Source organism: Streptomyces eurocidicus (genome assembly GCF_002891295.1).
GTDB classification, from domain to species: Bacteria; Actinomycetota; Actinomycetes; order Streptomycetales; family Streptomycetaceae; genus Streptomyces; species Streptomyces eurocidicus.
Genome location: NZ_LGUI01000004.1, coordinates 747540 through 769599, shown reverse-complemented (window position 1 = coordinate 769599; position 22060 = coordinate 747540). Strand labels below are relative to the sequence as shown.

The window sequence follows — 22060 nt, the reverse complement described above, 5'->3', positions numbered from 1 at the left end:
CCGCCACCCGTACCGCCCCGGGCCCACGAGCCGTGGTGCCGGTCCCGTACGCTCCCGCCCGCCGGACGCGGCCGCCCGGATCTTGCCCACCCGGTCTCCGGGCGCCGCGCTCCGTCCGGCCGATCCCCGGAGAGCGTCGGGGATGTCAGTGCCGCCCCTTAGGGTGGAAGAGCTATGACTCCCTCCTCCTCGCCCTCCCTCGCCGACCTGCTCCACGCCGCCGTCACCGCCGTCGGCGGCACCGAGCGGCCCGGCCAGGTCACCATGGCCGAAGCCGTCGCCGAAGCCGTCGACGGCGGTGACCACCTGCTCGTGCAGGCCGGCACCGGCACCGGAAAGTCCCTCGGCTATCTGGTGCCCGCCCTGGCCCACGGCGAGCGCGTGGTCGTCGCGACCGCCACGCTCGCGCTCCAACGCCAGCTCGTCGAGCGCGATCTTCCGCGCACGGTCGACGCCCTCCAGCCGCTGCTGCGCCGCCGCCCGCAGTACGCCATGCTCAAGGGCCGGTCGAACTACCTGTGCCTGCACCGGCTCCACGAGGGAGTGCCGCAGGAGGAGGAAGAGGGCCTCTTCGACCCCTTCGAGGCGGCGGCGCCGACGAGCAAGCTGGGCAAGGACCTGCTGCGCCTGCGCGACTGGTCGGACGAGACCGAGACCGGTGATCGCGACGACCTCACCCCCGGGGTCTCCGACCGGGCCTGGTCCCAGGTCTCGGTGACCTCCCGGGAGTGCCTGGGCGCGTCGAAGTGCGCGTACGGCGCGGAGTGCTTCGCCGAGGCGGCGCGCGAGCGCGCCAAGCTGGCCGATGTCGTGGTCACCAACCACGCCCTCCTCGCCATCGACGCGATCGAGGGCGCCCCGGTGCTGCCCAGCCATGAGGTGCTGATCGTCGACGAGGCCCATGAGCTGGTCTCCCGGGTCACCGGCGTGGCCACCGGCGAGCTCACCCCGGGCCAGGTCAACCGCGCGGTGCGCCGGGCGGCCAAGCTGGTCGACGAGAAGGCGGCGGACGGCCTCCAGACGGCCGCCGAGGGTTTCGAGCGGCTGATGGAGCTGGCGCTTCCGGGTCGCCTGGAAGAGCTCCCCGAGGATCTCGGGTACGCCTTGGCGGCGCTGCGCGACGCCGCCCGCACGGTGATCACCTGCATCGGCAACACCCGCGACAAGTCCGTCCAGGACGAGGACGCCGTCCGCAAGCAGGCCCTCGCCGCCGTGGAGAACATCCATACCGTCGCCGAGCGCATCGTCGAAGGCTCCGAGTACGACGTCGTCTGGTACGAGCGCCATGACCGCTTCGGCGCGTCCCTGCGCGTCGCCCCGCTCACGGTGTCGGGGCTGCTGCGGGAGAAGCTCTTCGCCGAGCGGTCCGTGGTCCTGACCTCCGCCACGCTCAAGCTCGGCGGCGACTTCAACGGGGTGGGTGCCTCCCTCGGCCTCGCGCCGGAGGGCACCGGCGGCGCCGACGTCCCGCAGTGGAAGGGCGTCGACGTCGGCTCGCCCTTCGACTACCCCAAGCAGGGCATCCTGTACGTCGCCCGGCACCTCTCCCAGCCCGGCCGGGAGGGCAGCCGCACCGACATGCTCGACGAGCTGGCCGAGCTGGTGGAGGCCGCCGGCGGCCGCACGCTGGGCCTGTTCTCCTCGATGCGCGCCGCCCAGGCGGCCGCTGAGGCGCTGCGCGGGCGGCTGGACACGCCGATCCTGCTCCAGGGCGAGGAGACCCTCGGCGAGCTCATCCGGAATTTCGCCGCCGACGCCCGCACCTGTCTGTTCGGCACGCTGTCGCTGTGGCAGGGGGTGGACGTGCCGGGGCCGAGCTGCCAGCTCGTCGTGATGGACCGGGTGCCCTTCCCGCGCCCCGACGACCCGCTGATGAGCGCCCGGCAGAAGGCGGTGGAGGAGGCCGGCGGCAATGGCTTCATGTCCGTCGCCGCGACGCACGCGGCGCTGCTGATGGCGCAGGGCGCCGGCCGGCTCGTGCGGGCCTCGGGCGACCGGGGTGTGGTGGCGGTGCTCGATCCCCGGCTGGCCACCGCCCGCTACGGAAGCTTCCTGCGGGCGTCCATGCCGGACTTCTGGTACACCACGGACCGTAACCAGGTGCGCCGCTCGCTGGCCGCGATCGATACGGCGGCCAAGGCCGAGGAGAAGTAAGCGGGGCGGGCACGGTGCTGCGCCGCTGCTCCCGGACGCGCGGCGGGGCTCCGGGCCCGTACCTGCTGGGCCCGGTCGGGATACAGCAGGGCCCCGGAACCGGCGCAGTGGTTCCGGGGCCCGGTCTTGCGATGCTCCTTCAGACCCGGCGCAGCACCGCCACCACCTTGCCGAGGATGGTGGCCTCGTCGCCGGGGATGGGCTGGTAGGCGGCGTTGTGCGGGAGCAGCCACACATGGCCGTCCTCGCGCTTGAAACGCTTGACCGTGGCCTCGCCGTCGAGCATCGCGGCCACGATATCGCCGTTCTCCGCGACCGGCTGGCGGCGCACCGTCACCCAGTCACCGTCACAGATGGCGGCCTCGATCATGGAGTCGCCGACCACCTTCAGGACGAACAGCTCCCCGTCGCCGACGAGCTGCCGGGGGAGGGGGAAGACGTCCTCGACGGACTCCTCGGCCAGGATCGGACCACCGGCGGCGATACGGCCGACCAGCGGGACGTACGAGGCCGCGGGCTTGCCGGTGGTGTCGGTCGGCTGGGTGCTCGGCTGGTCGGAGCCGCGCACCTCGTACGCCCGGGGGCGGTGCGGGTCCCGGCGGAGGAACCCCTTGCGCTCCAGCGCCATGAGCTGATGGGCCACGGAGGAGGTGCTCGACAGCCCCACCGCCTGGCCGATCTCGCGCATGGAGGGTGGGTATCCCCGCCGCTGGACGGAGTCCCGGATCACTTCGATGACCCGCCGCTGCCGGTCGGTGAGTCCCGAGCTGTCCGCCCGGATTCCTGGAGGTCGTCCGGGAAGGGCGCGGGCGGGCTTCTGCCCCTCCCCGGTCATGGCTGCGTCATTCATCGGGTGTGCCTGGTCGAGTCGGTTCTGGGAGCGGTCCTGGGCGGTGATGGTGGCGCTGTCTGCGGTGGTGGTCACGTCGGCCCCTCTCGAAATGTTCTCCCTAGCTGGACAACGGTAGTTGCTTTCGAAAGGTTGCGCCAAACACACGTTCGAGTGAAATATCGAAGATTGGCTGACGCGATCAGGTGAGAAGGTGTACGGCCGAAGATCAATTCGGGCGATTACGGTACCCTTCGGTGCGAAGCCCGAACGGCCGTGCCGCACCCCGCAGGCCCCGCCGAGCGGGTGGCCGCGGCGGCCTCGGGCGGTGGTGCCGTGCCTCGTGAGCGCCGTGCGGGCGTCGCGCCCAGTGTGTCATCAGCGTGCCACGGATGCTCCCGTCGGGCTCCGGCCGGAGCGTCCCCCGTGGGGACGGAATCCGGGCGTGGCGTGCGACACGCATCCGGCGCGCTTGCCCACCCGGCACCAGATCTAGTGGTTTGATGGGTGGCGGCTTCCCACTGGTTGTGGTCCATGAGTCTCGGCTGGTCATCTCCGGCCGTGGGCATCGCCTATGCTGGGAGCTGCTTCGCAAGAGCCCGAACGAGGGGCCCGGCGAAGCCGGAGATCGTGCACAGTCTTACGAGGGTGAGGAGGGTGGAGAGCCATGCACTGCCCCTTCTGCAGGCACCCCGACAGCCGAGTGGTCGACAGCCGGACCACCGATGACGGCTGCTCGATCCGCAGGCGCCGCCAGTGCCCCGACTGCTCCCGCCGCTTCACGACGGTAGAGACAGCGTCACTGATGGTGATCAAGCGCAGCGGGGTCACCGAGCCCTTCAGCCGCACCAAGGTCATCTCGGGCGTCCGCAAGGCGTGCCAGGGCCGCCCCGTCACCGAGGACGCCCTGGCGAAGCTGGGTCAGAGGGTGGAGGAGGCGGTGCGCGCCACGGGCAGCGCCGAGCTCTCGACGCACGACGTCGGCCTCGCCATACTCGGCCCCCTCCGGGACCTCGACCTCGTCGCCTATCTGCGGTTCGCGTCCGTGTACCAGGCGTTCGACTCGCTCGAGGACTTCGAGGCCGCCGTCGCGGAGCTCCGCGAGCAGCGGCCCGTCACCACCGCCGGCGAGCGCGACGGGGCCCCCGGGGTCCCCGCACCCGCCGCGGCCGCCGAATAGCGCGGCGACACATACAGAGACCTGCCCGGCGCGCCTCGCGCGCCGGGTGAAAGACAGACATCCGCGCCACGGAAGAATTGGGCGCATTAGGGCGTTTTGCCCGTAGAGGGAGGCGGCATGACCGAGACGACGAGCGGCCCGGCACGAGGTTCCCGTTCCAAGGGCACCAAGGGCGGCAAGGGTCTGCGCATCGAGCGCATCCACACGACTCCCGGCGTGCATCCGTACGACGAGGTGGTCTGGGAGCGCCGTGACGTCGTCATGACCAACTGGCGCGACGGCTCGATCAACTTCGAGCAGCGTGGCGTCGAGTTCCCCGACTTCTGGTCGGTGAACGCGGTCAACATCGTCACCAGCAAGTACTTCCGTGGCGCCACCGGCTCCCCCGAGCGCGAGTCCAGCCTGCGCCAGCTCATCGACCGCGTCGTCCTCACCTACCGCAAGGCCGGTGAGGAGCACGGGTACTTCGCCTCCCCGGCGGACGCCGAGATCTTCGAGCACGAGCTGACGTACGCCCTGCTCCACCAGGTCTTCAGCTTCAACTCGCCGGTGTGGTTCAACGTCGGCACCAAGCAGCCGCAGCAGGTCTCCGCCTGCTTCATCCTCTCCGTCGACGACTCCATGGAGTCGATCCTCGACTGGTATAAGGAAGAGGGGATGATCTTCAAGGGCGGCTCCGGCGCCGGCCTGAACCTCTCCCGCATCCGCTCCTCCAAGGAACTGCTGTCCTCCGGCGGCAACGCCTCCGGCCCGGTTTCCTTCATGCGCGGCGCCGACGCGTCCGCAGGAACGATCAAGTCGGGCGGTGCCACCCGCCGCGCGGCCAAGATGGTCGTCCTCGACGTCGACCACCCCGATGTCGAGGCGTTCATCGAGACCAAGGTCAAGGAGGAGGAGAAGGTCCGCGCCCTGCGCGACGCCGGCTTCGACATGGACCTGGGCGGCGACGACATCACGTCCGTCCAGTACCAGAACGCCAACAACTCCGTCCGCGTCAACGACGAGTTCATGAAGGCCGTCGAGACCGGTTCGAAGTTCGGCCTGCGCGGCCGGATGACCGGCGAGGTCATCGAGGAGATCGACGCCAAGGGCCTCTTCCGCAAGATGGCCGAGGCCGCCTGGGCCTGCGCCGACCCGGGCATCCAGTACGACGACACGATCAACCACTGGCACACCTCGCCGGAGTCGGGCCGGATCACCGCGTCCAACCCGTGCAGCGAGTACATGCACCTGGACAACTCCTCGTGCAACCTCGCCTCCCTCAACCTCATGAAGTTCCTGCGCGACGACGCCAACGGCAACCAGTCGTTCGACGCCGAGCGCTTCGCCAAGGTCGTCGAGCTCGTGATCACGGCGATGGACATCTCCATCTGCTTCGCCGACTTCCCGACCGAGAAGATCGGCGAGACCACTCGCGCCTTCCGCCAGCTGGGCATCGGCTACGCCAACCTCGGCGCCCTGCTGATGGCCACCGGCCACGCCTACGACAGCGACGGCGGCCGCGCCCTGGCCGGTGCCATCACCTCGCTGATGACCGGCACCTCCTACAAGCGCTCCGCCGAGCTGGCCGCCGTGGTCGGCCCGTACGACGGCTACGCCCGCAACGCCGACGCCCACAAGCGCGTCATGAAGCAGCACGCGGACGCCAACGGCACCGCCCCGCGCATGGACGACCTGGACACCCCGGTGTGGGCCGCGGCCACCGAGGCGTGGCAGGACGTCATCCGCCTTGGCGAGAAGAACGGCTTCCGCAACGCCCAGGCGTCGGTGCTCGCCCCCACCGGCACCATCGGCCTGATGATGGACTGCGACACCACGGGTGTCGAGCCGGACCTGGCCCTGGTCAAGTTCAAGAAGCTCGTCGGCGGCGGCTCGATGCAGATCGTGAACAACACGGTCCCCAAGGCCCTCAAGCGCCTCGGCTACCAGTCGGAGCAGGTCGAGGCGATCGTCGCCCACATCGCCGAGCACGGCAATGTGATCGACGCCCCGGGTCTGAAGGCCGAGCACTACGAGGTCTTCGACTGCGCCATGGGCGAGCGCGCGATCTCCGCCATGGGCCACGTGCGCATGATGGCCGCCGCGCAGCCGTTCCTGTCCGGCGCGATCTCCAAGACCGTGAACCTTCCCGAGTCGGCCACCGTCGAGGAGGTCGAGGAGGTCTACTACGAGGGCTGGAAGCTCGGCCTGAAGGCGCTCGCGATCTACCGCGACAACTGCAAGGTCGGCCAGCCGCTCTCCGCGAAGAAGAAGGAGGAGGCGAAGGCCCCGGAGGCCGTCGCCCCCGCCACGGAGAAGGTCGTCGAGTACCGTCCGGTCCGCAAGCGCCTCCCCAAGGGCCGCCCGGGGATCACCACCTCCTTCACGGTCGGTGGCGCCGAGGGCTACATGACCGCCAACTCCTACCCGGACGACGGTCTCGGCGAGGTCTTCCTCAAGATGTCCAAGCAGGGTTCGACCCTCGCGGGCATGATGGACGCCTTCTCCATCGCCGTCTCGGTCGGCCTCCAGTACGGCGTGCCGCTGGAGACCTACGTCTCGAAGTTCACGAACATGCGCTTCGAGCCGGCCGGCATGACGGACGACCCGGACGTGCGGATGGCGCAGTCGATCGTCGACTACATCTTCCGCCGCCTGGCGCTGGACTTCCTGCCCTTCGAGACCCGCTCGGCGCTCGGCATCCACTCCGCCGAGGAGCGCCAGCGTCACCTGGACACCGGTTCGTACGAGCCGGCCGACGAGGAGGTCGACGTCGAGGGTCTGGCCCAGTCGGCCCCGCGCCAGCTGGCCGCGCCGAAGGCGGAGGCCCCGGCCCAGCCCGTGGCCGCCGTCCCGGCCCCGAAGCAGGCCCACAACTCCACCGAGCTGGTGGAGATGCAGCTCGGCCTGAACGCCGACGCCCCGCTCTGCTTCTCCTGCGGCACGAAGATGCGCCGCGCGGGCAGCTGCTACCTCTGCGAGGGCTGCGGCTCGACCAGCGGCTGCAGCTGAGTGTGAGCCCTGCTCGGGTGTGAATTAGTTGCTCCGTGAGGTGTCGGCGGTCTCCGCCGGCACCTCACTGGCGTACGAGGCCCGTGACCACCGCACTCGACGCGGCACCGGCCGCTCGGCTACTCGGCGTGCTCGGCCGCCGCGATGGTCCGCTGCAGGGCCGTACGGGCTCGAGCCAGTTCGTCCGCCCGCTGATCGAGACGGGCGAGCCGGGAGCGCAGCTTGTCCAGGACCCCCGGGCAGGGACGCAGTGAGCCGTCCGCGACGGAACAGGGCAGCACCTGCCGGATAAGGCTGGTGGGCAGCCCGGCCGCCAGCAGGGCGCGGATCTGCCCGACCGTCTGCTCGGCGGCATCGTCGTAGTCGCGGTATCCGTTGGCATGGCGGACAGAGGTGAGAAGGCCGACGCTTTCGTAGTAGCGGAGCAGACGCTCGCTCGTCCCGGTCCGTCCGGCCAGCTGCCCGATCAGCATTGCTTCTCCACGATCTTGACCTTGCCATGGTGTCAACCTTCAACGATAGGGGCCGGCGGCGGAATTCCGTCGTCGTCACCGCTCCTGAACAGGGGAATTCGTTGATCATCGACGCGCACAGCCATGTCCACGATCCCGCGCACGGTCATATCGCCCTGCTGGACGAGGCGGGAGTCGACCTCGCCGTGCTCTTCGGCACCCGGCCGCACCCCGAGCGGGCCACCGATCTGGCCTCGTTCCGGCGCGAGATGCGTGTGCTGGACGAGACGGTCAGCGGGCGGTCCGGCGGCCCGGACAGCCATCAGGCCGCAGGGGAGGAGCTCGCCGCGGCGTGCGCCGCGTATCCCGATCGTTTCATCGGCTTCGGCAAGGTCCGCATGGACCGGTCGGCCGCGCAGATCGCGGCGGACGTGGAACGGGAGGTCGTCGGCCGGGGCTTCCGGGGCATCGGCGAGCTGACCCCGCCACCGGACGGGGCCGGCCGGATCGAGCCCGTTCTGCGGGCGGCCGCCGATCATGGTGGGCTGCCTGTCGTCGTGCACGGGTTCGCGCCGACCACGGCGGGAGACCTGGCGACTCTGGCCGGACTCGCGCGCCGTCACCCGACCGTCCCCTTGGTGATCAGCCAGCTCGGCGGGCTGAACTGGCTGACGGCCATCGAGCTGGCCCGGGAGACCCCGAACCTGTTCCTGGAGCTGTCGACGGCGAGTGTCATCTTCGCGGTTCGGCTGGCGATCGAAGAGGTGCCCGATCGCACGATGTTCGGCTCGGACGCGCCCTATGGCGACCCGCTCCTCGCCCGCGCCACCGTCGAGCGCGTGACCGGGCCGGGCGCGCTGCGCGATCGCGTCCTCGGCGGCACTCTCGCGGAGCTGCTCGACCTCTGACCATGTGTGGTCGCGCCCGCCATGGCGCTGCGCCGGGGTCCCGGGCTCCGACCCGAGCCGCACGGTGCAGGGGGCGGAGCCGGTTCCCGGCTTCGCCCCCTGCGGCGTACGTGGTGCCCTCGTGCGCTCCTTGCCTCCCTCAGGGCGCTCACGTCCGGTGCGTCACACCGTCCGGGCGCTGCCCATGCGGGCCGCGAAGGTCGTCGGATCTGTGTCGAAGCCGTGCGCGCTCGGGTGGAAGCGCCAGGCCCCGGAGTCGTCGCGGGTGAATTCCGCGACGGTCGTGGCCGTGCAGCCGGTCACACCGGAGAAGTCGTGGGCCACGAGCTCGGTGCGTCCTTCGGTGATCCGGACGGCCGTGTTGGGTACGGCGCCGAACAGCTTATGGTCGTCCTGCTGCTGGATGGCGACGCCTACGACGACCCGGCCGTACGTGTCCGACAGCCGGTCGAACTCCAGGATCATGACCTCGTCGAAGCCGAAGCCCTGGCCGGTGCGGCTGTCCCTGTTGAGGGTGATGGTGCCGTCCGGCGAGCGGCTGCCGAAGTGCACGAGGTACGAGGGTTTGCCGTACGGATCGTGCGCGGGATAGGTCGCCGCGATGATGTCGAGGTCGTGGTCCGGGTCGCCGGAGGGGCTGGGGTCCCACTTGAGTGCCACTTCGACCTTTCCGAGCCCTTTGTTGAGACCGCTCACGGGGCCTCCCCCTTCCTCGGAGCTGCATGCCCGGCGGGATGATGTCGGCAACTGCCAGGAACGTGGCGTTGGTTGTCTCATGCTGTCATGAACGTCCACAGGTCGTCCCTGCGTTCGCCATGGCTTCCCGTGCCGATCGCGTCGGACCCGTCGATCCGGAGGTCGTTGATGCTGGCCTCGCGGCGGCGCATCAGCCCGTCGGCGTCGAATTCCCACTGCTCGTTGCCGTAACTGCGCCACTGCTGTCCCGTCGCGTCCTGCCACTCGTACCGGAAGCGGACGGAGATGCGGTTGTCGGTCCAGGACCACAGGTCCTTACGGAGGCGGTAGTTCAGCTCCTTCTCCCATTTGCGGCGGAGAAAGGCGCGGATCTCCTGGCGGCCGACGATGAATTCGTCCCGGTTCCGCCAGACGCAGTCCTCCGTGTACGCGAGGGCGACACGGTCGGGGTCCAGGCTGTTCCACGCGTCCTCGGCCGCCCGCACCTTCGCGCGGGCGGTCTCCTCGTCGAACGGCGGCAGTAGCGGGCGCTGTGTCATGGCGTGCCTCTCTCGGTGCGGGTGATGCTCTCGCATCGAGAGAACGTGCGTTCTCCCGATGTTCGAGTAGCCTAGAGAATGAACGTTCTCTTCGCTAGTGGGGTGTGGCATGGAAGACATCGAGGCCGAAGACCGTCTGCTCGACGCGGCCGAGACCCTGTTCTACGGGCATGGGGTCCAGGCGGTCGGCATGGACCGGATCCGGGCGGCTTCGGGCGTCTCCCTCAAGCGCCTCTACCAGTGCTTCGCGTCGAAGGAGGAACTGGTCGAGGCGTATCTGCGACGGCGGGACCGGCGCTGGCGGGGGGCCCTGGCCGCCCATGTCGCGGCCGTGCCCTCGGCCGCGGTGCGGCCGCTCGCGGTGTTCGACTGGCTCGAAGCGTGGTTCGGTGAACCGGACTTCCGGGGCTGCGCCTTCATCAACGCCTTCGGCGAGATGGGCGCCGGCTCGGCGGCCGTGGCCGAGGCGGCCCGCGATCACAAGGCCGAGGTGCGCGGCTACCTCCTCGGTCTCGTCCGCGCCGCCGGCGCCACGGACCCGGAGCCCCTGGCTGATCAGCTGGCCCTGGTCGTCGACGGGGCGATCACCACGGCCGCCGTCACGGGCGCGCCCGAAGCGGCCGCCCGGGCGAGGGACGCGGCCGCCGTGCTCCTCGCGGCCGCCGGCGTCACGGGTGTGAATACTGAGGGGCGCGAGAAAACGCGAGGGAAGCGGAGTCGGGCGACGGGATGAGTGAGGCCATGTGGGGTGGCAGGGAATTGGACCTGGGCGCCTATCTGGCACGCATCGGTCTGGAAGGGGTTGTCGGCCCCGACCTCCCGACGCTGCGGGCGGTCCACCGCGGTCATGTGGCGGCCTTTCCCTTCGAGAACCTGGAGATTCTGCTCGGCCGGCCGGTCCGACTGGAAGTCAAGGCGCTTCAGGACAAGATGGTGGCGCAGGCCAGAGGCGGCTACTGCTACGAACAGAACCTCCTGCTCGCGGCGGCCCTGGAACGCATCGGATTCTCCTTCACCGGGCTCGGCGCGCGGGTCCGCATGGGTGCCGACAAGCTGCGCCCCGTCACGCACATGGCGCTGAAGGTGGCCGCCGACGGCGGGGAATGGCTGTGTGACGTCGGCTTCGGCGGGGAGGGCCTGCTGGAGCCGCTGCCCTTCCACGACGGCGCCCGGGCCCGGCAGGGCGACTGGACGTTCGGGATCGAGCACCGGCCCGACGGCACGCGCGTGCTGCGCTCGCTGCACCAGGACGGCTGGTTCGACCTCTACGCCATCGGCCCGGAGGAGCGCTTCCCGGTCGACTACGCGGTGATGAACCACTACATCTCCACACACCCGCACTCGCCCTTCGTCTCCCGCGTCGTGGTGCAGCGGACCACCGAGGGGTCGCGACGGAACCTGGTGGGCTCGGTGTTCTCCGTCGCCCGCGCCGACGGTTCGCAGGAGCAACGGGAGATCTCGGCGGAGGAGTTGACGGAACTGCTGGCGAGGGAGTTCCGGATCGAGCTCAGTGAGACGGACACCGGCAGGCTCCTGGGGGCGTACTCCTCCGGTACGTGATGTGCGCCCCCTCCGGCGCCGTACGATGGCGCGGTGCTGGTCAAGTGGATTCGCTGCACCGTGGTGGACCGTCGCGGTTTCGAGCGGGGGCAGCGGAAGTGGGCGGGGTTGCTCGGCGAGCCCGGGTTCCGGGGCCAGGGAGGGGGCTGGAGTCGAAGTCGTCCGCATGTGGCGCATCTCTTCGGTTTCTGGGAGAGCCGGGCGTTCTACGACTCCTTCATGGCGCGTTCGCACGACAGGCTGGCCGCCGCACAGGCGGGGACGTACAAGGACATCCAGGTGCGGCTCTTCGAGCACCGCTTCGATGTGAAGGTGGGTTTCCGTCCCCAGTTCGCGGACGCGGACGTGGTGCGCTTCGCCCACTGCCGAGTCCGGGAGGACCGGGTGGAGCACTTCACGCTCATGCAGGAGAAGGTCTGGAATCCGGCGATGGCCGGCTCTCCGGGGATGCTGCGCGGCCTGTTCGGTGAGGCCCCGGGCCCGGAGTTCCTGGTGCTTTCCCTGTGGAACTCCGAGGCCGAGCACGGCAAGTACCGGGCCGAGCGGGTGGAGCGGCTGGCCCTGCGGGCCCAGACCGAGACGGACGTGGCGGCCATCGGGGGCGACATCGTCGCGATAGAGCCCTCCTGGACGGTGTGATCCCTCTCCGGCGGCGCGCCGGTGCCGACGGGATCCGGCGTCCGGCTCGGGCGGGCCGTCCTGGGCGCCTGGGGGCGGGGGAGCCAGCGGGGGCGCCTGGGGCGGGCGAGGTGCCGGGGCGGGTCCGGGAAGGTAAACGCAACATTGATTGCATTAGGTGGAGGGGTGCGCCGGGTCGACCGGACACCGCTCCCGGGGCGAGACGAGGCGGACGGCCCCCGCTCGATCTAGGGTGGCGGCATGTCACGGCCCCGACGCATCGTCCTCATCCGACACGGAGAGTCCGTGGGCAACGTGGACGACACCGTCTACGAACGGGAACCCGATCACGCCCTGAGCCTCACCGAGACCGGCCGCAAGCAGGCCCAGGAGGCCGGCGGCCGGCTGCGCGAGCTGTTCGGCGGCGAACGGGTCTCCGCCTACGTCTCCCCGTACCGCCGCACGCACCAGACCTTCCACGCCCTGGGCCTGGACCCGAGCCTGGTCAGGGTCCGGGAGGAACCACGCCTGCGCGAGCAGGACTGGGGCAACTGGCAGGACCCCGCCGAGGTGCGCAAGCAGAAGGCGTACCGGGACGCCTACGGCCACTTCTTCTACCGCTTCGCCCAGGGCGAGTCCGGCGCCGACGTCTACGACCGGGTGGGAGCCTTCCTGGAGAGCCTGTGGCGCAGCTTCGACGATCCCGGCCACCCGCCGAACGTCCTGCTCGTCACCCACGGCCTGACCATGAGGCTCTTCTGCATGCGCTGGCTGCACTGGACCGTCGCGGAGTTCGAGTGCCTCTCGAACCCTGGCAACGGCGCGACGCGCGCCCTGGTCCTCGGCACCGACGGCCGGTACCACCTGGACCGGCCCTTCGAGCGCTGGTGCACCCCTGAACCGTACGGCTTCACCGGTTAGAGTTCGCTGCGATGACCGCTGACCGATTCCATCGAGCCCTGGCGAGCCTGCGCGGGCTGGCCCTGGGTGACGCCCTCGGGTCCCAGTTCTTCGTCCCCGCCAACTACCCCTCCCTCAAGCGCCGTGAGCTGCCGCCCGCTCTCTGGCAGTGGACCGACGACACCGAGATGGCCTGCTCCGTGCTGGCCGTCCTCGTCGAGCACGGCCGCATCGACCAGGACGCCCTCGCGCGTTCCTTCGCCGAGCACCACGACTTCGACCGCGGCTACGGCCCGGCGGTCAACCGGATGCTGCGCCTGATCAGGGAGGGCGGCGACTGGCGTGAGCTGGCCGCCGCCCTGTTTAACGGCCAGGGATCCTGGGGCAACGGCGCGGCCATGCGCATCGCGCCCCTCGGCGCCTGGTACGCCGACGACCCGGAGCAGGCGACGCACCAGGCCGAGATCTCGGCCTACACCACCCACCAGCACCGCGAGGCCGTGGCCGGGGCGATGGCCGTGGCCGCGGCGTCGGCCATCGCGGCCGACCCGGCCGGCGACGTCGGCCCCGAGGTGCTGCTGGACGGAGTGATCGCGCTCGTGCCCCGCAGCGCCGTGCAGGCGGGGCTGCGGCGGGCGCGGGACATGCTGGACTACGCCGACGCCAACACCGTCGCCGCCGTCCTGGGCTGCGGCCGCCGCACGAGCGCCCACGACACGGTGCCGTTCGCACTGTGGGCGGCGGCCCGCAACCTCGGCTCCTACGAGACCGCGTTCTGGACGACGGCGCAGGCGGGCGGCGACGTGGACACCACGTCCGCCATCGCCGGCGGCGTGGTCGGCGCGGCGGAACGAGGGGCTCCGCCCGCGGCCTGGCTGGAGCGCACCGAGCCCCTGCCTGCCTGGCTGCCCGCCCTCGGGGGCTGACCCGGCGAAAAGGGGAGGGGGCGGGGCTACTCGGGTCGGCGACGGGGGCGTACGCTTGCTGGCGCCATGCCGTACGAACCGCCTACCCACAGCGTCGAGCGCTCCCTGCGCGCCACGACCGGAGCCAAGATCGTCGCCGGAGTCGACGAGGTCGGTCGAGGGGCCTGGGCCGGGCCGGTCACCGTGTGCGCGGCTGTCACCGGCCTGCGCCGCCCCCCGGAGGGGCTGACCGACTCCAAGCTCCTGACCCCCAAGCGGCGGACCGCGCTCGCCGACGTGCTGGAGAGCTGGGTCACCGCCCACGCCCTCGGCCACTCCTCCCCACAGGAGATCGACGAGCTGGGTATGACGGCGGCGCTGCGGCTGGCCGCGACACGTGCGCTGGAGGCGCTGCCCGTACGGCCCGACGCCGTGATCCTCGACGGTAAGCACGACTACCTCGGGGACCCGTGGAAGGTCCGTACGGTCATCAAGGGCGACCAGTCCTGTGTGGTGGTCGCCGCCGCCTCCGTGATCGCCAAGGTGCGGCGCGACGCCATGATGGCCGAACTGGGCGCGGAGTACGCCGAATTCGGCTTCTGCGACAACGCCGGATATCCCTCGCCGGTGCACCGCACGGCCCTGGAGGCGCTGGGCCCCACCCCGCACCACCGACTGTCCTGGTCCTATCTGGACGCGCTGCCCAGGTGGCAGCACCTCAAGCGGGCCCGTAGCGCCCCCGAAGCACTTGCTCTGGAGGCGGGTGGCCAGCTCGGCTTTGACTTCTGAGTGGCCCGAACCGCCACCCGCCGACGCGACTCGCACCGGCGTTTGATAAATATCAACTCATGCCTCTCATCCCCGAGGAGCCTCAGATTCACGAGAGTGTCCCGGGTCCCCGCGCCGTTCCGAACCCCGGCCGCAGCGCGCAGACCCCCCGTCCCGTTCCTGGCCCCGGCCCCCGACCGGTCCCGACGCGGCCCGGCGGCGCCGGAGCCGACCGCGCCCCGATCCCGTCGCCGCGCGCTCCGCGCACCACGGCGGCGGCCCCGGCCACCCCGGTTCCCGCCGCCGGACCGCAGGTCCAGCTGATCCCCGCGCCCGCGCAGGGTGCGCTGGCCGCGGCCGACGAGGCCGTCGACCTGCTGCTCGACACCGGCCGTGAGCCGGGCGAGATCCTGGTGCTCACCACCGGCGACCCGCACCCGTGGGCCGCGCACGAGCTGTCGTTCGGCGAGGCGTCCTACTGGGCGCAGCACGACGCCGGCGACGACGTCTTCTACGCGGCGGCCGACGCCACCCGTGCGAAGGGCCGTCCCGTCGTGATCGTCGCCGTCAACGGCGGTGGCGACGAGGCGGTGGCCGCCGCGGTGGCCCGCGCCGGTGCGCTGCTGGTTGTCTGCGGCGACCCGCAGCGGGTCAATGCCCTTCTTCCGGCGGGCGTCTGAGCCCGAGCCGTCCGGCGGCCGCCCACCCCCCCCCGCGGGGAGGACGGCCGCCGTTCGCGTACCCGGACGGGGGAGGGCGCTGCCAGGGCCGGGGCGTCAGCGAGCCGCCGTGTGGCGGTGCGCCTCGGGCGCCCCGCCGCCGGAGGTGAGCCGCGCCGTCCGGTGTACGGGCGAGCGGGGCCGGCGCCCGCTGCGCCCCTCGCCGAGGATCCGCCAGCCGCTCGTGGTCAGGGTGATGTACGCGCCGCAGCGCAGCCCGTGCAGGGTGCAGGCGTCCCGCAGCCCCCACATCCACGCCCCGTCCTCCTCCGTCCAATGGGCCTCACCGGCCCGGCAGTAGAGCAGCACCGCCGTCCTCACCGGGGTGCGGCGGCGCAGATCGTGGGGGATCACCAGACGCAGCTGGGTGAGGAGCTCGTTACGGAGCTCCCAGCCGTCCGGGGCGGTGGCCCGCCGGGCGAAGGACGCGCTCGCGGTGACCCGTTCCTCGTGGTCGAGGACGGCGACGACGGCCGTCGACGGTGCCGGACGGTGCCGGGTGTGCAGACCGGTGATCACTTCGCGGGGGTTGCGCAGCAAAGGGATTCCGGCGGCGGTCCACTCGGCGGGTTCGAGCAGCCGGCCGATGCGGGGGCCGGAGTCGGCGGGCGGGGGCGGAGCGAAGCCGAAGGCCATGAGCCTCCCTTCGTCTGCGGGCCCACGGGCAGGGCGGGCGTCGGCCGGGGTACGCGCGAAGGCAGTCCTGCCCGTGGGCCCGTGAGCGGTCAGGTCGGGCGGGGCGGGGAGCTGCTCCAATTCTCCCGGCCGCACCGGCAGGCGGCAACGATCAATTGGCGCCACTCACGAGGGCCCGCCCCGTGCCGCGCTGCAGGCGCCCGGGCGCGCTCTGCCGCCCCGTCGGCCCCGCGCTCCTACCCCTGCACCGCCAGCACCAGCGGGAGCACCTCCCGCGCCCCGGCGCGCCGCAGCAGCCGGGCGGCCACGGCGAGCGTCCAACCGGTGTCGGAGAGGTCGTCCACCAGCAGGACGGGCCCGCCGGCCTTGGCCAGGGCGGCGGCGAGGTCCGGCGGCACGGTCAGGGCGCCGTCCAACGCCCGCAGTCGCTGCGCGCTGTTGGTCCGCGGCAGCCGGGTGTCCGTCCCCGTGTCCCGGTAGGAGACCGTGCCGAGCAGGGGCATGCGCCCGACCGTGGCGATGCGCTCGCCCAGCGACCGGATCAGCTGCGGCCTGGTCCGGGAGTCGAGGGTGACCACGCCCACCGGCCGGGCGAGCGCGTCGGGAGCGCCGGTCGCCCAACCGCCCGGCCCCCGGGCCCAGTCGGCGAGAACGGTCACGACCGCGTCCGCCACATCATCAGGAATGACGCAGTCCGGTGACTGCGCGGCCAGGAGGGGCCGCAGTCGGTTGCCCCAGCCGATGTCGGAGAGCCTCCCGAGGGCCCGGCCCGGAGCGGCCTGCTCGCCCGCCGGGATGCGCCCCTTCAGATCCACGCCGACCGCGGCCATCCCCGTCGGCCACATGCGGCGCGGCTCGACCTCGACGCCCGGCCTGCCCAGCTCTCCCCGGGAGGCGTCGAGCGCCACGGAGGACACCTCGGCGGTGAACCGGGAGCCGGCGCAGTTGTCGCAGCGGCCGCAGGGCGCGGCTTGTTCGTCGTCGAGCTGCCGCCGCAGGAACTCCATCCGGCACTCCGTGGTGGCGGCGTAGTCGCGCATGGCCTGCTGCTCCGCCTCACGCTGCCGGGCGACCCAGGCGTAGCGCTCGCCGTCGTACGCCCACGGCCGGCCGGTCGCCGTCCAGCCGCCGCGGACGCGGTGCACCGCGCCGTCCACGTCGAGGACCTTGAGCATCGTCTCCAGGCGGGAGCGCCGCAGCTCCACCTGCGGCTCCAGGGCGGGCAGGGAGAGGGGCCGGCCGGCGGCGGCCAGGACGTCCAGCGTGCGGCGGACCTGCTCCTCCGGGGGGAAGGCGAGGGACGCGAAGTACTTCCAGATCGCCTCGTCCTCCCGGCCCGGCAGGAGGAGCACCTCGGCGTGCTCCACACCGCGCCCGGCGCGTCCCACCTGCTGGTAGTAGGCGATGGGGGAGGAGGGGGAACCCAGGTGGACCACGAAGCCCAGATCCGGCTTGTCGAACCCCATGCCCAGCGCGGAGGTGGCGACGAGGGCCTTGACGCGGTTGGCGAGGAGGTCCTCCTCCGCCTGCTGCCGGTCGGCGTTCTCCGTCTTGCCGGTGTAGGAGGCGACCGTGTGGCCGCGGCGCCGCAGGAACGCCGTGACCTCTTCCGCCGCGGCCACCGTGAGGGTGTAGATGATGCCGGACCCCGGCAGATCGCCGAGCCGGTCGGCGAGCCAGGCGAGCCGGTGGGCGGCGTCGGGCAGGTTCAGCACGCTCAGGCTGAGGCTCTCCCGGTCCAGCGGCCCCCGCAGCACGAGCGCCTCCTCGGCCCCTTCTCCCGTGCCCAGCTGCTCGGCGACGTCCGCCGTGACCCGGGCGTTGGCGGTGGCCGTCGTCGCGAGGACGGGGACGCCGGGGGAGAGCTCGGCCAGCATCGTCCGCAGCCGGCGGTAGTCGGGCCGGAAGTCGTGACCCCAGTCGGAGATGCAGTGCGCCTCGTCGACGACCAGGAGGCCGGTGGCGGCGGCGAGCTTGGGCAGGACCTGATCGCGGAAGTCCGGATTGTTCAGCCGCTCCGGGCTGACCAGGAGCACGTCGACCTCGCCCGCGGCCACCTCCGCCTGGACGGTGTCCCACTCCTCGGTGTTGGACGAGTTGATCGTGCGCGCGCGGATGCCGGCCCGGGCGGCGGCCTCCACCTGGTTGCGCATCAGCGCCAGCAGGGGCGAGACGATCACCGTGGGGCCGCTGCCGCGCTCGCGCAGCAGCGCCGTCGCGACGAAGTACACGGCCGATTTGCCCCAGCCCGTGCGCTGGACGACCAGCGCACGGCGGCGGTGGGCGACCAGCGCCTCGATCGCGCGCCACTGATCCTCGCGCAGTCTCGCTGTGCCCGTGCGGTCTCCGACGAGGCGGGCCAGGACGGTGTCGGCCGAGTGGCGCAGATCTTCGTTGGTCATGCCCCCATGCAACACGAGCCCACTGACATCGCGCGAACGAGACCGCCCGCCTGTGGAAAACCCGGCGGGGAGATCCGGGCGAGGCGAAGGAGCGTTGTCCACAGAGGTTCGTATGACCATCATTCTGGAGTTATCCACAGGGCTGGTGGGACGTGCCGGATCCACGCGACTCTCTCGCCATGACTCAGCACAACGACTCGCCCCGCCCGTCCACCTCCACCACCGCGTCGGGCTCGCACGCGGAACAGCAGGTCACCCTGTGCAGCCCGGCCGAGCTGGCCGACGCGCTCCCGTATCTTCTGGGCTTCAGGCCGGACGACTCCGTAGTCATGGTCGCGCTGCACGGTGAGCGCGGCCGCTTCGGCGGCCGGCTCAGGCTCGGCATCCCGCCCCTCCGCGAGGAGTGGCCCGACGTCTGCACCCTGCTCGCCGAGACGCTGCTGTCCGGCAGCAGCAAGCGCGGCGCCCGCCCCGACGGAGTCGTCCTCTTCTTCTGCCAGGACCCCGCGCCCGGCGAGACCCCGGGCGAAGTGATGGAGCGGCTGCGTCCGCTCGCCCAGACCCTGCGCCTCGCGTGCGGCCGGCTCGACATGCCGGTCCACGAGGCACTGTGCATCTCCGACGGCCGCTTCTGGTCCTACTGCTGCCCCGACCCCCGCTGCTGCCCGCCCGACGGCACGCCCCTGGCCCTTCCCGGCACCTCTGTCATGGCGGCCGCCGCCACCTACGCGGGCATCGAGGTGCGGGGGTCGCTGCGTCAGATGGAAGCCCGGTTCGCCCCCCTGTCCGGCGACTGCGCCGACGAGCAGGAGCGGGCGCTCGACGCGGCGGCCTTCGCGCTGGTCCCGCGCATCCTCCGCGGCGCCGACTGCGAGGACGTGCGGCAGGAGACCCTGGCCCTCACCGGCCGGTTGGTGCGCCGGTTCGACGAGGCGCCGCCCGTGCCCGGCCGGGCCGAGTCCGACGCCCGTGACGACACCCTCCTCACCGCCGAGGAGGCCGCCGCGCTGATCATCGGGCTCCAGGACCGCACGACGCGCGACCGCGCCGCGGAATGGATGGAGGGCCCGCAGGCCCCGGCGGTGCTCCGGGTGTGGCGGGCCGTCGCCCGGCGCTGTGTGCCCCCATACACCGAGCACGCGACCGCTCCCGTGACCCTGGCGGGCTGGGTCGCCTGGTCCATCGGCGACCACCCCGAGGCCCGGGTCGCGCTCAGCCGCGCCCTGAGCCTCGACCCCCGGTACCTCTTCGCCCAGCTCCTGCACAGGGCCTGCAACGAGGGCCTGGACCCGGAGCCGCTGCGCCACTGCCTGCGCCGGGAGCAGGCCGACCGGGCGCTGCAGGCCGCCGTGCGGGCAGAGGCCGCCGCGACCCGGGTGGAGTCGGCGGCCTCGGCGGTGGAGGAGGAGCGGCCGCGCCGGGCCGCGCGGCGAGGCGGCAGGCCCGGGGCCCCGCCGGCGGGTCGGGCCCGGGTGGTGCCACCGGGCCCGCGGGCCGCCCGCGCGTGCGGCGCAGGAGCTCGGCGCGCGAGGTCCGCGACGGGCAGAGGGGCTCCCGGTGACACCCGTCGGCGCGGCCCGGGCGCGCGACGTGCCGAGCGTCACCGTGACTTCGACCGGTCCGGTGCCGTTCATCCGGGTGGCCCGTAAGCGTTGCCCGTCGTCCTGGGCCATGACACCCGCAGGGGAGTGCAGACACGTGCAAGGCATCGCCCCCCAAGGCAGGCCGACCCGCCGTCCCCCGGCGCCGCAGCAGCGGACCGGCGGTGTGCGGCCGTCCGGTCCGCAGGCCGTGCACACGGCCCTGATCTGTGTCGCGCTGCCGGCCCTCGCTATCTCCGGGGAGCACGGACAGATGACCGGCCAGGGGCTCGACGGGTTCTACCGCGGCGGGCGGCGGATTCTCGCGCGCTGTCTGGTGCGGGTCGGAGGAGAGCACCCGCTGCCCGTCCAGGGCCGGATGCTCGCCGCCGACCGCGCCCGCTTCGTCGGCACCGTGCGGACCGCCGCGGACTCCGGTCCGGATCCGGCCGTCACGGTCGAACGGCTCCGCTCCGCCGAAGGTGTGGAGCGCGTCGTCCTGCGCAGCACCGCCATCCGTCCGCTGCGGCTGCGGGTGGAGGTGTCCCTGGGCACCGACCTGGCCGAGCTGGGCGCTGTCGCGGCGGGAATGCCCGGCCCGGAGGTGCCCGCCGCCGTGCACGCCTCCGGACTGCGGTGGGCGGCGCCCGGCGCGCAGGCCGTGGTCACAGCCGAGCCCGCGCCCGGTGACACCCTGGCCTCCGCCGGCCTGCTGTGCTGGGAGATCGACCTGCCCCCGGGCGGCACGAGGGCCATCGAGCTCCGCGCGGGGCTGGAACAGCCGGGCCGGGCACGCCCGCCCGAGGCCGCGGCCTCGGGCGGGCGGGGAGCCACCCTGCCCTGGGGGGACGCGGAGGCCGACGGGGACGACCCCCGCGCGGCGGCCCTCTTCGCGGCGGCCCTCGACGACCTCCGGGCGCTGCTGCTGCGCGACCCCGCGCAACCGGGCGACGTACACCTCGCGGCCGGCGTCCCCTGGCGCTGCGGGCTGGCCCCGGCCGAGGCGCTCTGGGCGGCCCGGATGACGCTGCCGCTGGGCGTCCGGGTCGCCGCCGGGACCCTGCGGACCCTGGCCCGCACCCAGATCGCCGGCACCGGCCCGGACAGGGGGAGCTTCCCCGGAGCGCTGCGCCATACGGGGTCCCATCTGCCGCCGGGCTGTACGGGCATCGAGGCGACGCTGCTCTTCCCGGTCGTCCTCGCCGAGGCCCGGCGGTGGGGGCTGCCCGAACGGGAGGCCCAGGCGCTGCTGCCGGCCGCCGAGCGGTGCCTGGAGTGGCTGCGGTCCGCCGTCGCGGGGGACGGTACGGCGGCGGGCGGCTGTCTCGCCGACCCGCTGCCCACCGGGCCGTACCGCTGTGAGGTGCAGGCGCACGCCCACCGGGCGGCGCTGCTCGGCGCCGATCTCCTGGAGGCCCACGGCCGGCCCGGGGCGGAGTGGTGGCGGACGTGGGCCGCCGGGCTGCGGAGCCGCTTCCGCGAGGAGTTCTGGATCGAGGACCCCGGGGGCGGCCGCCCCGCCGCCGCCCGGACGCCCGACGGGCGCCTGATACCGCACCTCGGCTCCGCCGCCGCACACCTGCTCGACACCGGCCTGCTCGGCGCGGGCACCCACGCTCCCGGGCTGCTCGACAAGGTGCGGACCGAGCAGCTGGCCCGGCTGCTCGGCGGGCCGGCCCTCGACTCCGGCTGGGGGCTGCGCAGCCTCGGCGCCAAGGAGCCCGGGCACAATCCGTTCGGGCACCGCAGCGGGGCCGTGCGGGTCCATGAGACGGCCGTGGCCGTGGCGGGGCTGGCGGCCGCGGGCTATGAGCAGGAGGCGGGCGGGCTGCTGCGCGGCGTCATCGACGCCGCCGAGTCCTTCGGCCACCGCCTGCCGGAGATGTACGCGGGCGAGCAGCGGGTGACCGGAAGCACTCCGCTGCCCCACCCGGCGGCCTGCCGCCCGGCCGCCGTCGCCGCCGCGGGCGCGGTGCAACTGCTGACCACGCTCGCCGGGGTGCGGCCCGATGTGCCTGCGGGCAGTGTGGCCGTCCGCCCGCTCCGCACGACGCCGCTCGGTGCGCTGCGGTTCACCGGCCTGCGGGTGGCCGAGCAGCCGTTCGCCGTGCGGATCAGCAGACTCGGGCTCGGGATGGTCGAGGAAGCGGCCGATGGCCTGCAGCTGGGGGTGTGAGTGGAACTCTTCGACGGGACGCTTCAGGGGCGTCCGCAAGACCCTGT

Annotated in this window: 19 protein-coding genes; 13 read left to right on the top strand and 6 right to left on the bottom strand. The window is 72.6% G+C overall.

Annotated features, from left to right (window positions below; genetic code table 11):
• The first annotated feature begins 174 nt into the window (after window positions 1-174).
• Complete coding sequence (locus tag AF335_RS16920) at window positions 175-2154, top strand: ATP-dependent DNA helicase (protein ID WP_102919199.1); 1980 nt, start codon at window positions 175-177, stop codon at window positions 2152-2154.
• Window positions 2155-2293: 139 nt separating this feature from the next.
• Here the strand turns inward: AF335_RS16920 and lexA are convergent, their stop codons facing one another.
• Entirely contained in the window at window positions 2294-3079 is a 786-nt protein-coding gene (gene lexA, locus AF335_RS16915; protein WP_102919198.1) for a transcriptional repressor LexA, read from the bottom strand.
• 571 nt (window positions 3080-3650) lie between these two features.
• Here lexA and nrdR point away from each other — a divergent pair.
• On the top strand, window positions 3651-4163 hold the full coding sequence (nrdR, locus tag AF335_RS16910; protein WP_102919197.1) for a transcriptional regulator NrdR: 513 nt from the start codon (window positions 3651-3653) through the stop codon (window positions 4161-4163).
• A gap of 117 nt (window positions 4164-4280) precedes the next feature.
• On the top strand, window positions 4281-7154 hold the full coding sequence (locus tag AF335_RS16905; protein ID WP_102919196.1) for a vitamin B12-dependent ribonucleotide reductase: 2874 nt from the start codon (window positions 4281-4283) through the stop codon (window positions 7152-7154).
• 119 nt (window positions 7155-7273) lie between these two features.
• Here the strand turns inward: AF335_RS16905 and AF335_RS16900 are convergent, their stop codons facing one another.
• Window positions 7274-7627, bottom strand: a complete 354-nt coding sequence (locus AF335_RS16900; RefSeq protein ID WP_102919195.1) for a MerR family transcriptional regulator — start codon at window positions 7625-7627, stop codon at window positions 7274-7276.
• Window positions 7628-7728: 101 nt separating this feature from the next.
• Here AF335_RS16900 and AF335_RS16895 point away from each other — a divergent pair, with 101 nt between their 5' ends.
• Window positions 7729-8514, top strand: coding sequence for an amidohydrolase family protein (locus AF335_RS16895; RefSeq protein ID WP_102919194.1), 786 nt, complete (start codon window positions 7729-7731; stop codon window positions 8512-8514).
• A 162-nt stretch (window positions 8515-8676) separates the two neighbouring features.
• Here the strand turns inward: AF335_RS16895 and AF335_RS16890 are convergent, their stop codons facing one another.
• Window positions 8677-9210 carry a TerD family protein gene (locus AF335_RS16890; protein WP_102919193.1) on the bottom strand — a complete coding sequence of 178 codons (534 nt, stop codon included), beginning with the start codon at window positions 9208-9210 and terminating at the stop codon, window positions 8677-8679.
• Between the two features lie 77 nt (window positions 9211-9287).
• The gene (locus tag AF335_RS16885) at window positions 9288-9749 is read right to left on the bottom strand and encodes a nuclear transport factor 2 family protein (protein ID WP_102919192.1); all 462 of its coding nucleotides are present in this window, start codon (window positions 9747-9749) and stop codon (window positions 9288-9290) included.
• Between the two features lie 109 nt (window positions 9750-9858).
• Here AF335_RS16885 and AF335_RS16880 point away from each other — a divergent pair, with 109 nt between their 5' ends.
• The 7 genes from AF335_RS16880 to AF335_RS16850 all read left to right on the top strand — a co-directional run bounded on the left by AF335_RS16880 (window position 9859) and on the right by AF335_RS16850 (window position 15180).
• Window positions 9859-10482, top strand: a complete 624-nt coding sequence (locus tag AF335_RS16880) for a TetR/AcrR family transcriptional regulator (protein ID WP_102919191.1) — start codon at window positions 9859-9861, stop codon at window positions 10480-10482.
• Window positions 10479-11309 (top strand): arylamine N-acetyltransferase family protein, encoded by an 831-nt coding sequence (locus tag AF335_RS16875; RefSeq protein ID WP_102919190.1) that lies wholly within the window; start codon window positions 10479-10481, stop codon window positions 11307-11309. Before AF335_RS16880 ends, AF335_RS16875 begins: the two co-directional genes overlap by 4 nt.
• A gap of 33 nt (window positions 11310-11342) precedes the next feature.
• Window positions 11343-11948: a YdbC family protein gene (locus AF335_RS16870; protein ID WP_102919189.1), complete on the top strand. Its 606-nt coding sequence runs from the start codon at window positions 11343-11345 to the stop codon at window positions 11946-11948.
• A 240-nt stretch (window positions 11949-12188) separates the two neighbouring features.
• The gene (locus AF335_RS16865) at window positions 12189-12848 is read left to right on the top strand and encodes a histidine phosphatase family protein (RefSeq protein ID WP_102919188.1); all 660 of its coding nucleotides are present in this window, start codon (window positions 12189-12191) and stop codon (window positions 12846-12848) included.
• An 11-nt stretch (window positions 12849-12859) separates the two neighbouring features.
• Entirely contained in the window at window positions 12860-13753 is an 894-nt protein-coding gene (locus AF335_RS16860; RefSeq protein ID WP_102919187.1) for an ADP-ribosylglycohydrolase family protein, read from the top strand.
• A 66-nt stretch (window positions 13754-13819) separates the two neighbouring features.
• Window positions 13820-14521, top strand: coding sequence for a ribonuclease HII (locus AF335_RS16855; RefSeq protein ID WP_102919186.1), 702 nt, complete (start codon window positions 13820-13822; stop codon window positions 14519-14521).
• Between the two features lie 59 nt (window positions 14522-14580).
• Complete coding sequence (locus AF335_RS16850) at window positions 14581-15180, top strand: hypothetical protein (protein ID WP_102919185.1); 600 nt, start codon at window positions 14581-14583, stop codon at window positions 15178-15180.
• A gap of 96 nt (window positions 15181-15276) precedes the next feature.
• Here AF335_RS16850 and AF335_RS16845 read toward each other — a convergent pair whose 3' ends face one another.
• Both AF335_RS16845 and AF335_RS16840 read right to left on the bottom strand, forming a co-directional pair.
• Window positions 15277-15855, bottom strand: a complete 579-nt coding sequence (locus AF335_RS16845; RefSeq protein ID WP_102919184.1) for a hypothetical protein — start codon at window positions 15853-15855, stop codon at window positions 15277-15279.
• 236 nt (window positions 15856-16091) lie between these two features.
• On the bottom strand, window positions 16092-18257 hold the full coding sequence (locus AF335_RS16840; RefSeq protein ID WP_102919183.1) for a RecQ family ATP-dependent DNA helicase: 2166 nt from the start codon (window positions 18255-18257) through the stop codon (window positions 16092-16094).
• A gap of 179 nt (window positions 18258-18436) precedes the next feature.
• Between AF335_RS16840 and AF335_RS16835 the strand changes: the two genes are divergently transcribed.
• Window positions 18437-19906: a DUF4192 domain-containing protein gene (locus AF335_RS16835; protein WP_102919182.1), complete on the top strand. Its 1470-nt coding sequence runs from the start codon at window positions 18437-18439 to the stop codon at window positions 19904-19906.
• 22 nt (window positions 19907-19928) lie between these two features.
• Window positions 19929-22013: a glycogen debranching N-terminal domain-containing protein gene (locus AF335_RS16830; RefSeq protein WP_102919273.1), complete on the top strand. Its 2085-nt coding sequence runs from the start codon at window positions 19929-19931 to the stop codon at window positions 22011-22013.
• Window positions 22014-22060 lie beyond the last annotated feature (47 nt).

What these genes read in the sequence shown, in the direction of transcription:
- AF335_RS16920 (WP_102919199.1), top strand. Translation starts at nt 175, where the DNA reads ATGACTCCCTCCTCCTCGCCCTCCCTCGCCGACCTGCTCCACGCCGCC.
- AF335_RS16840 (WP_102919183.1), bottom strand. Translation starts at nt 18,257, where the DNA reads ATGACCAACGAAGATCTGCGCCACTCGGCCGACACCGTCCTGGCCCGC.
- AF335_RS16905 (WP_102919196.1), top strand. Translation starts at nt 4,281, where the DNA reads ATGACCGAGACGACGAGCGGCCCGGCACGAGGTTCCCGTTCCAAGGGC.
- AF335_RS16875 (WP_102919190.1), top strand. Translation starts at nt 10,479, where the DNA reads ATGAGTGAGGCCATGTGGGGTGGCAGGGAATTGGACCTGGGCGCCTAT.
- AF335_RS16830 (WP_102919273.1), top strand. Translation starts at nt 19,929, where the DNA reads ATGACACCCGCAGGGGAGTGCAGACACGTGCAAGGCATCGCCCCCCAA.
- AF335_RS16900 (WP_102919195.1), bottom strand. Translation starts at nt 7,627, where the DNA reads ATGCTGATCGGGCAGCTGGCCGGACGGACCGGGACGAGCGAGCGTCTG.
- AF335_RS16850 (WP_102919185.1), top strand. Translation starts at nt 14,581, where the DNA reads ATGCCTCTCATCCCCGAGGAGCCTCAGATTCACGAGAGTGTCCCGGGT.
- AF335_RS16865 (WP_102919188.1), top strand. Translation starts at nt 12,189, where the DNA reads ATGTCACGGCCCCGACGCATCGTCCTCATCCGACACGGAGAGTCCGTG.
- nrdR (WP_102919197.1), top strand. Translation starts at nt 3,651, where the DNA reads ATGCACTGCCCCTTCTGCAGGCACCCCGACAGCCGAGTGGTCGACAGC.
- AF335_RS16885 (WP_102919192.1), bottom strand. Translation starts at nt 9,749, where the DNA reads ATGACACAGCGCCCGCTACTGCCGCCGTTCGACGAGGAGACCGCCCGC.
- AF335_RS16880 (WP_102919191.1), top strand. Translation starts at nt 9,859, where the DNA reads ATGGAAGACATCGAGGCCGAAGACCGTCTGCTCGACGCGGCCGAGACC.
- AF335_RS16860 (WP_102919187.1), top strand. Translation starts at nt 12,860, where the DNA reads ATGACCGCTGACCGATTCCATCGAGCCCTGGCGAGCCTGCGCGGGCTG.
- AF335_RS16855 (WP_102919186.1), top strand. Translation starts at nt 13,820, where the DNA reads ATGCCGTACGAACCGCCTACCCACAGCGTCGAGCGCTCCCTGCGCGCC.
- AF335_RS16845 (WP_102919184.1), bottom strand. Translation starts at nt 15,855, where the DNA reads ATGGCCTTCGGCTTCGCTCCGCCCCCGCCCGCCGACTCCGGCCCCCGC.
- AF335_RS16835 (WP_102919182.1), top strand. Translation starts at nt 18,437, where the DNA reads ATGACTCAGCACAACGACTCGCCCCGCCCGTCCACCTCCACCACCGCG.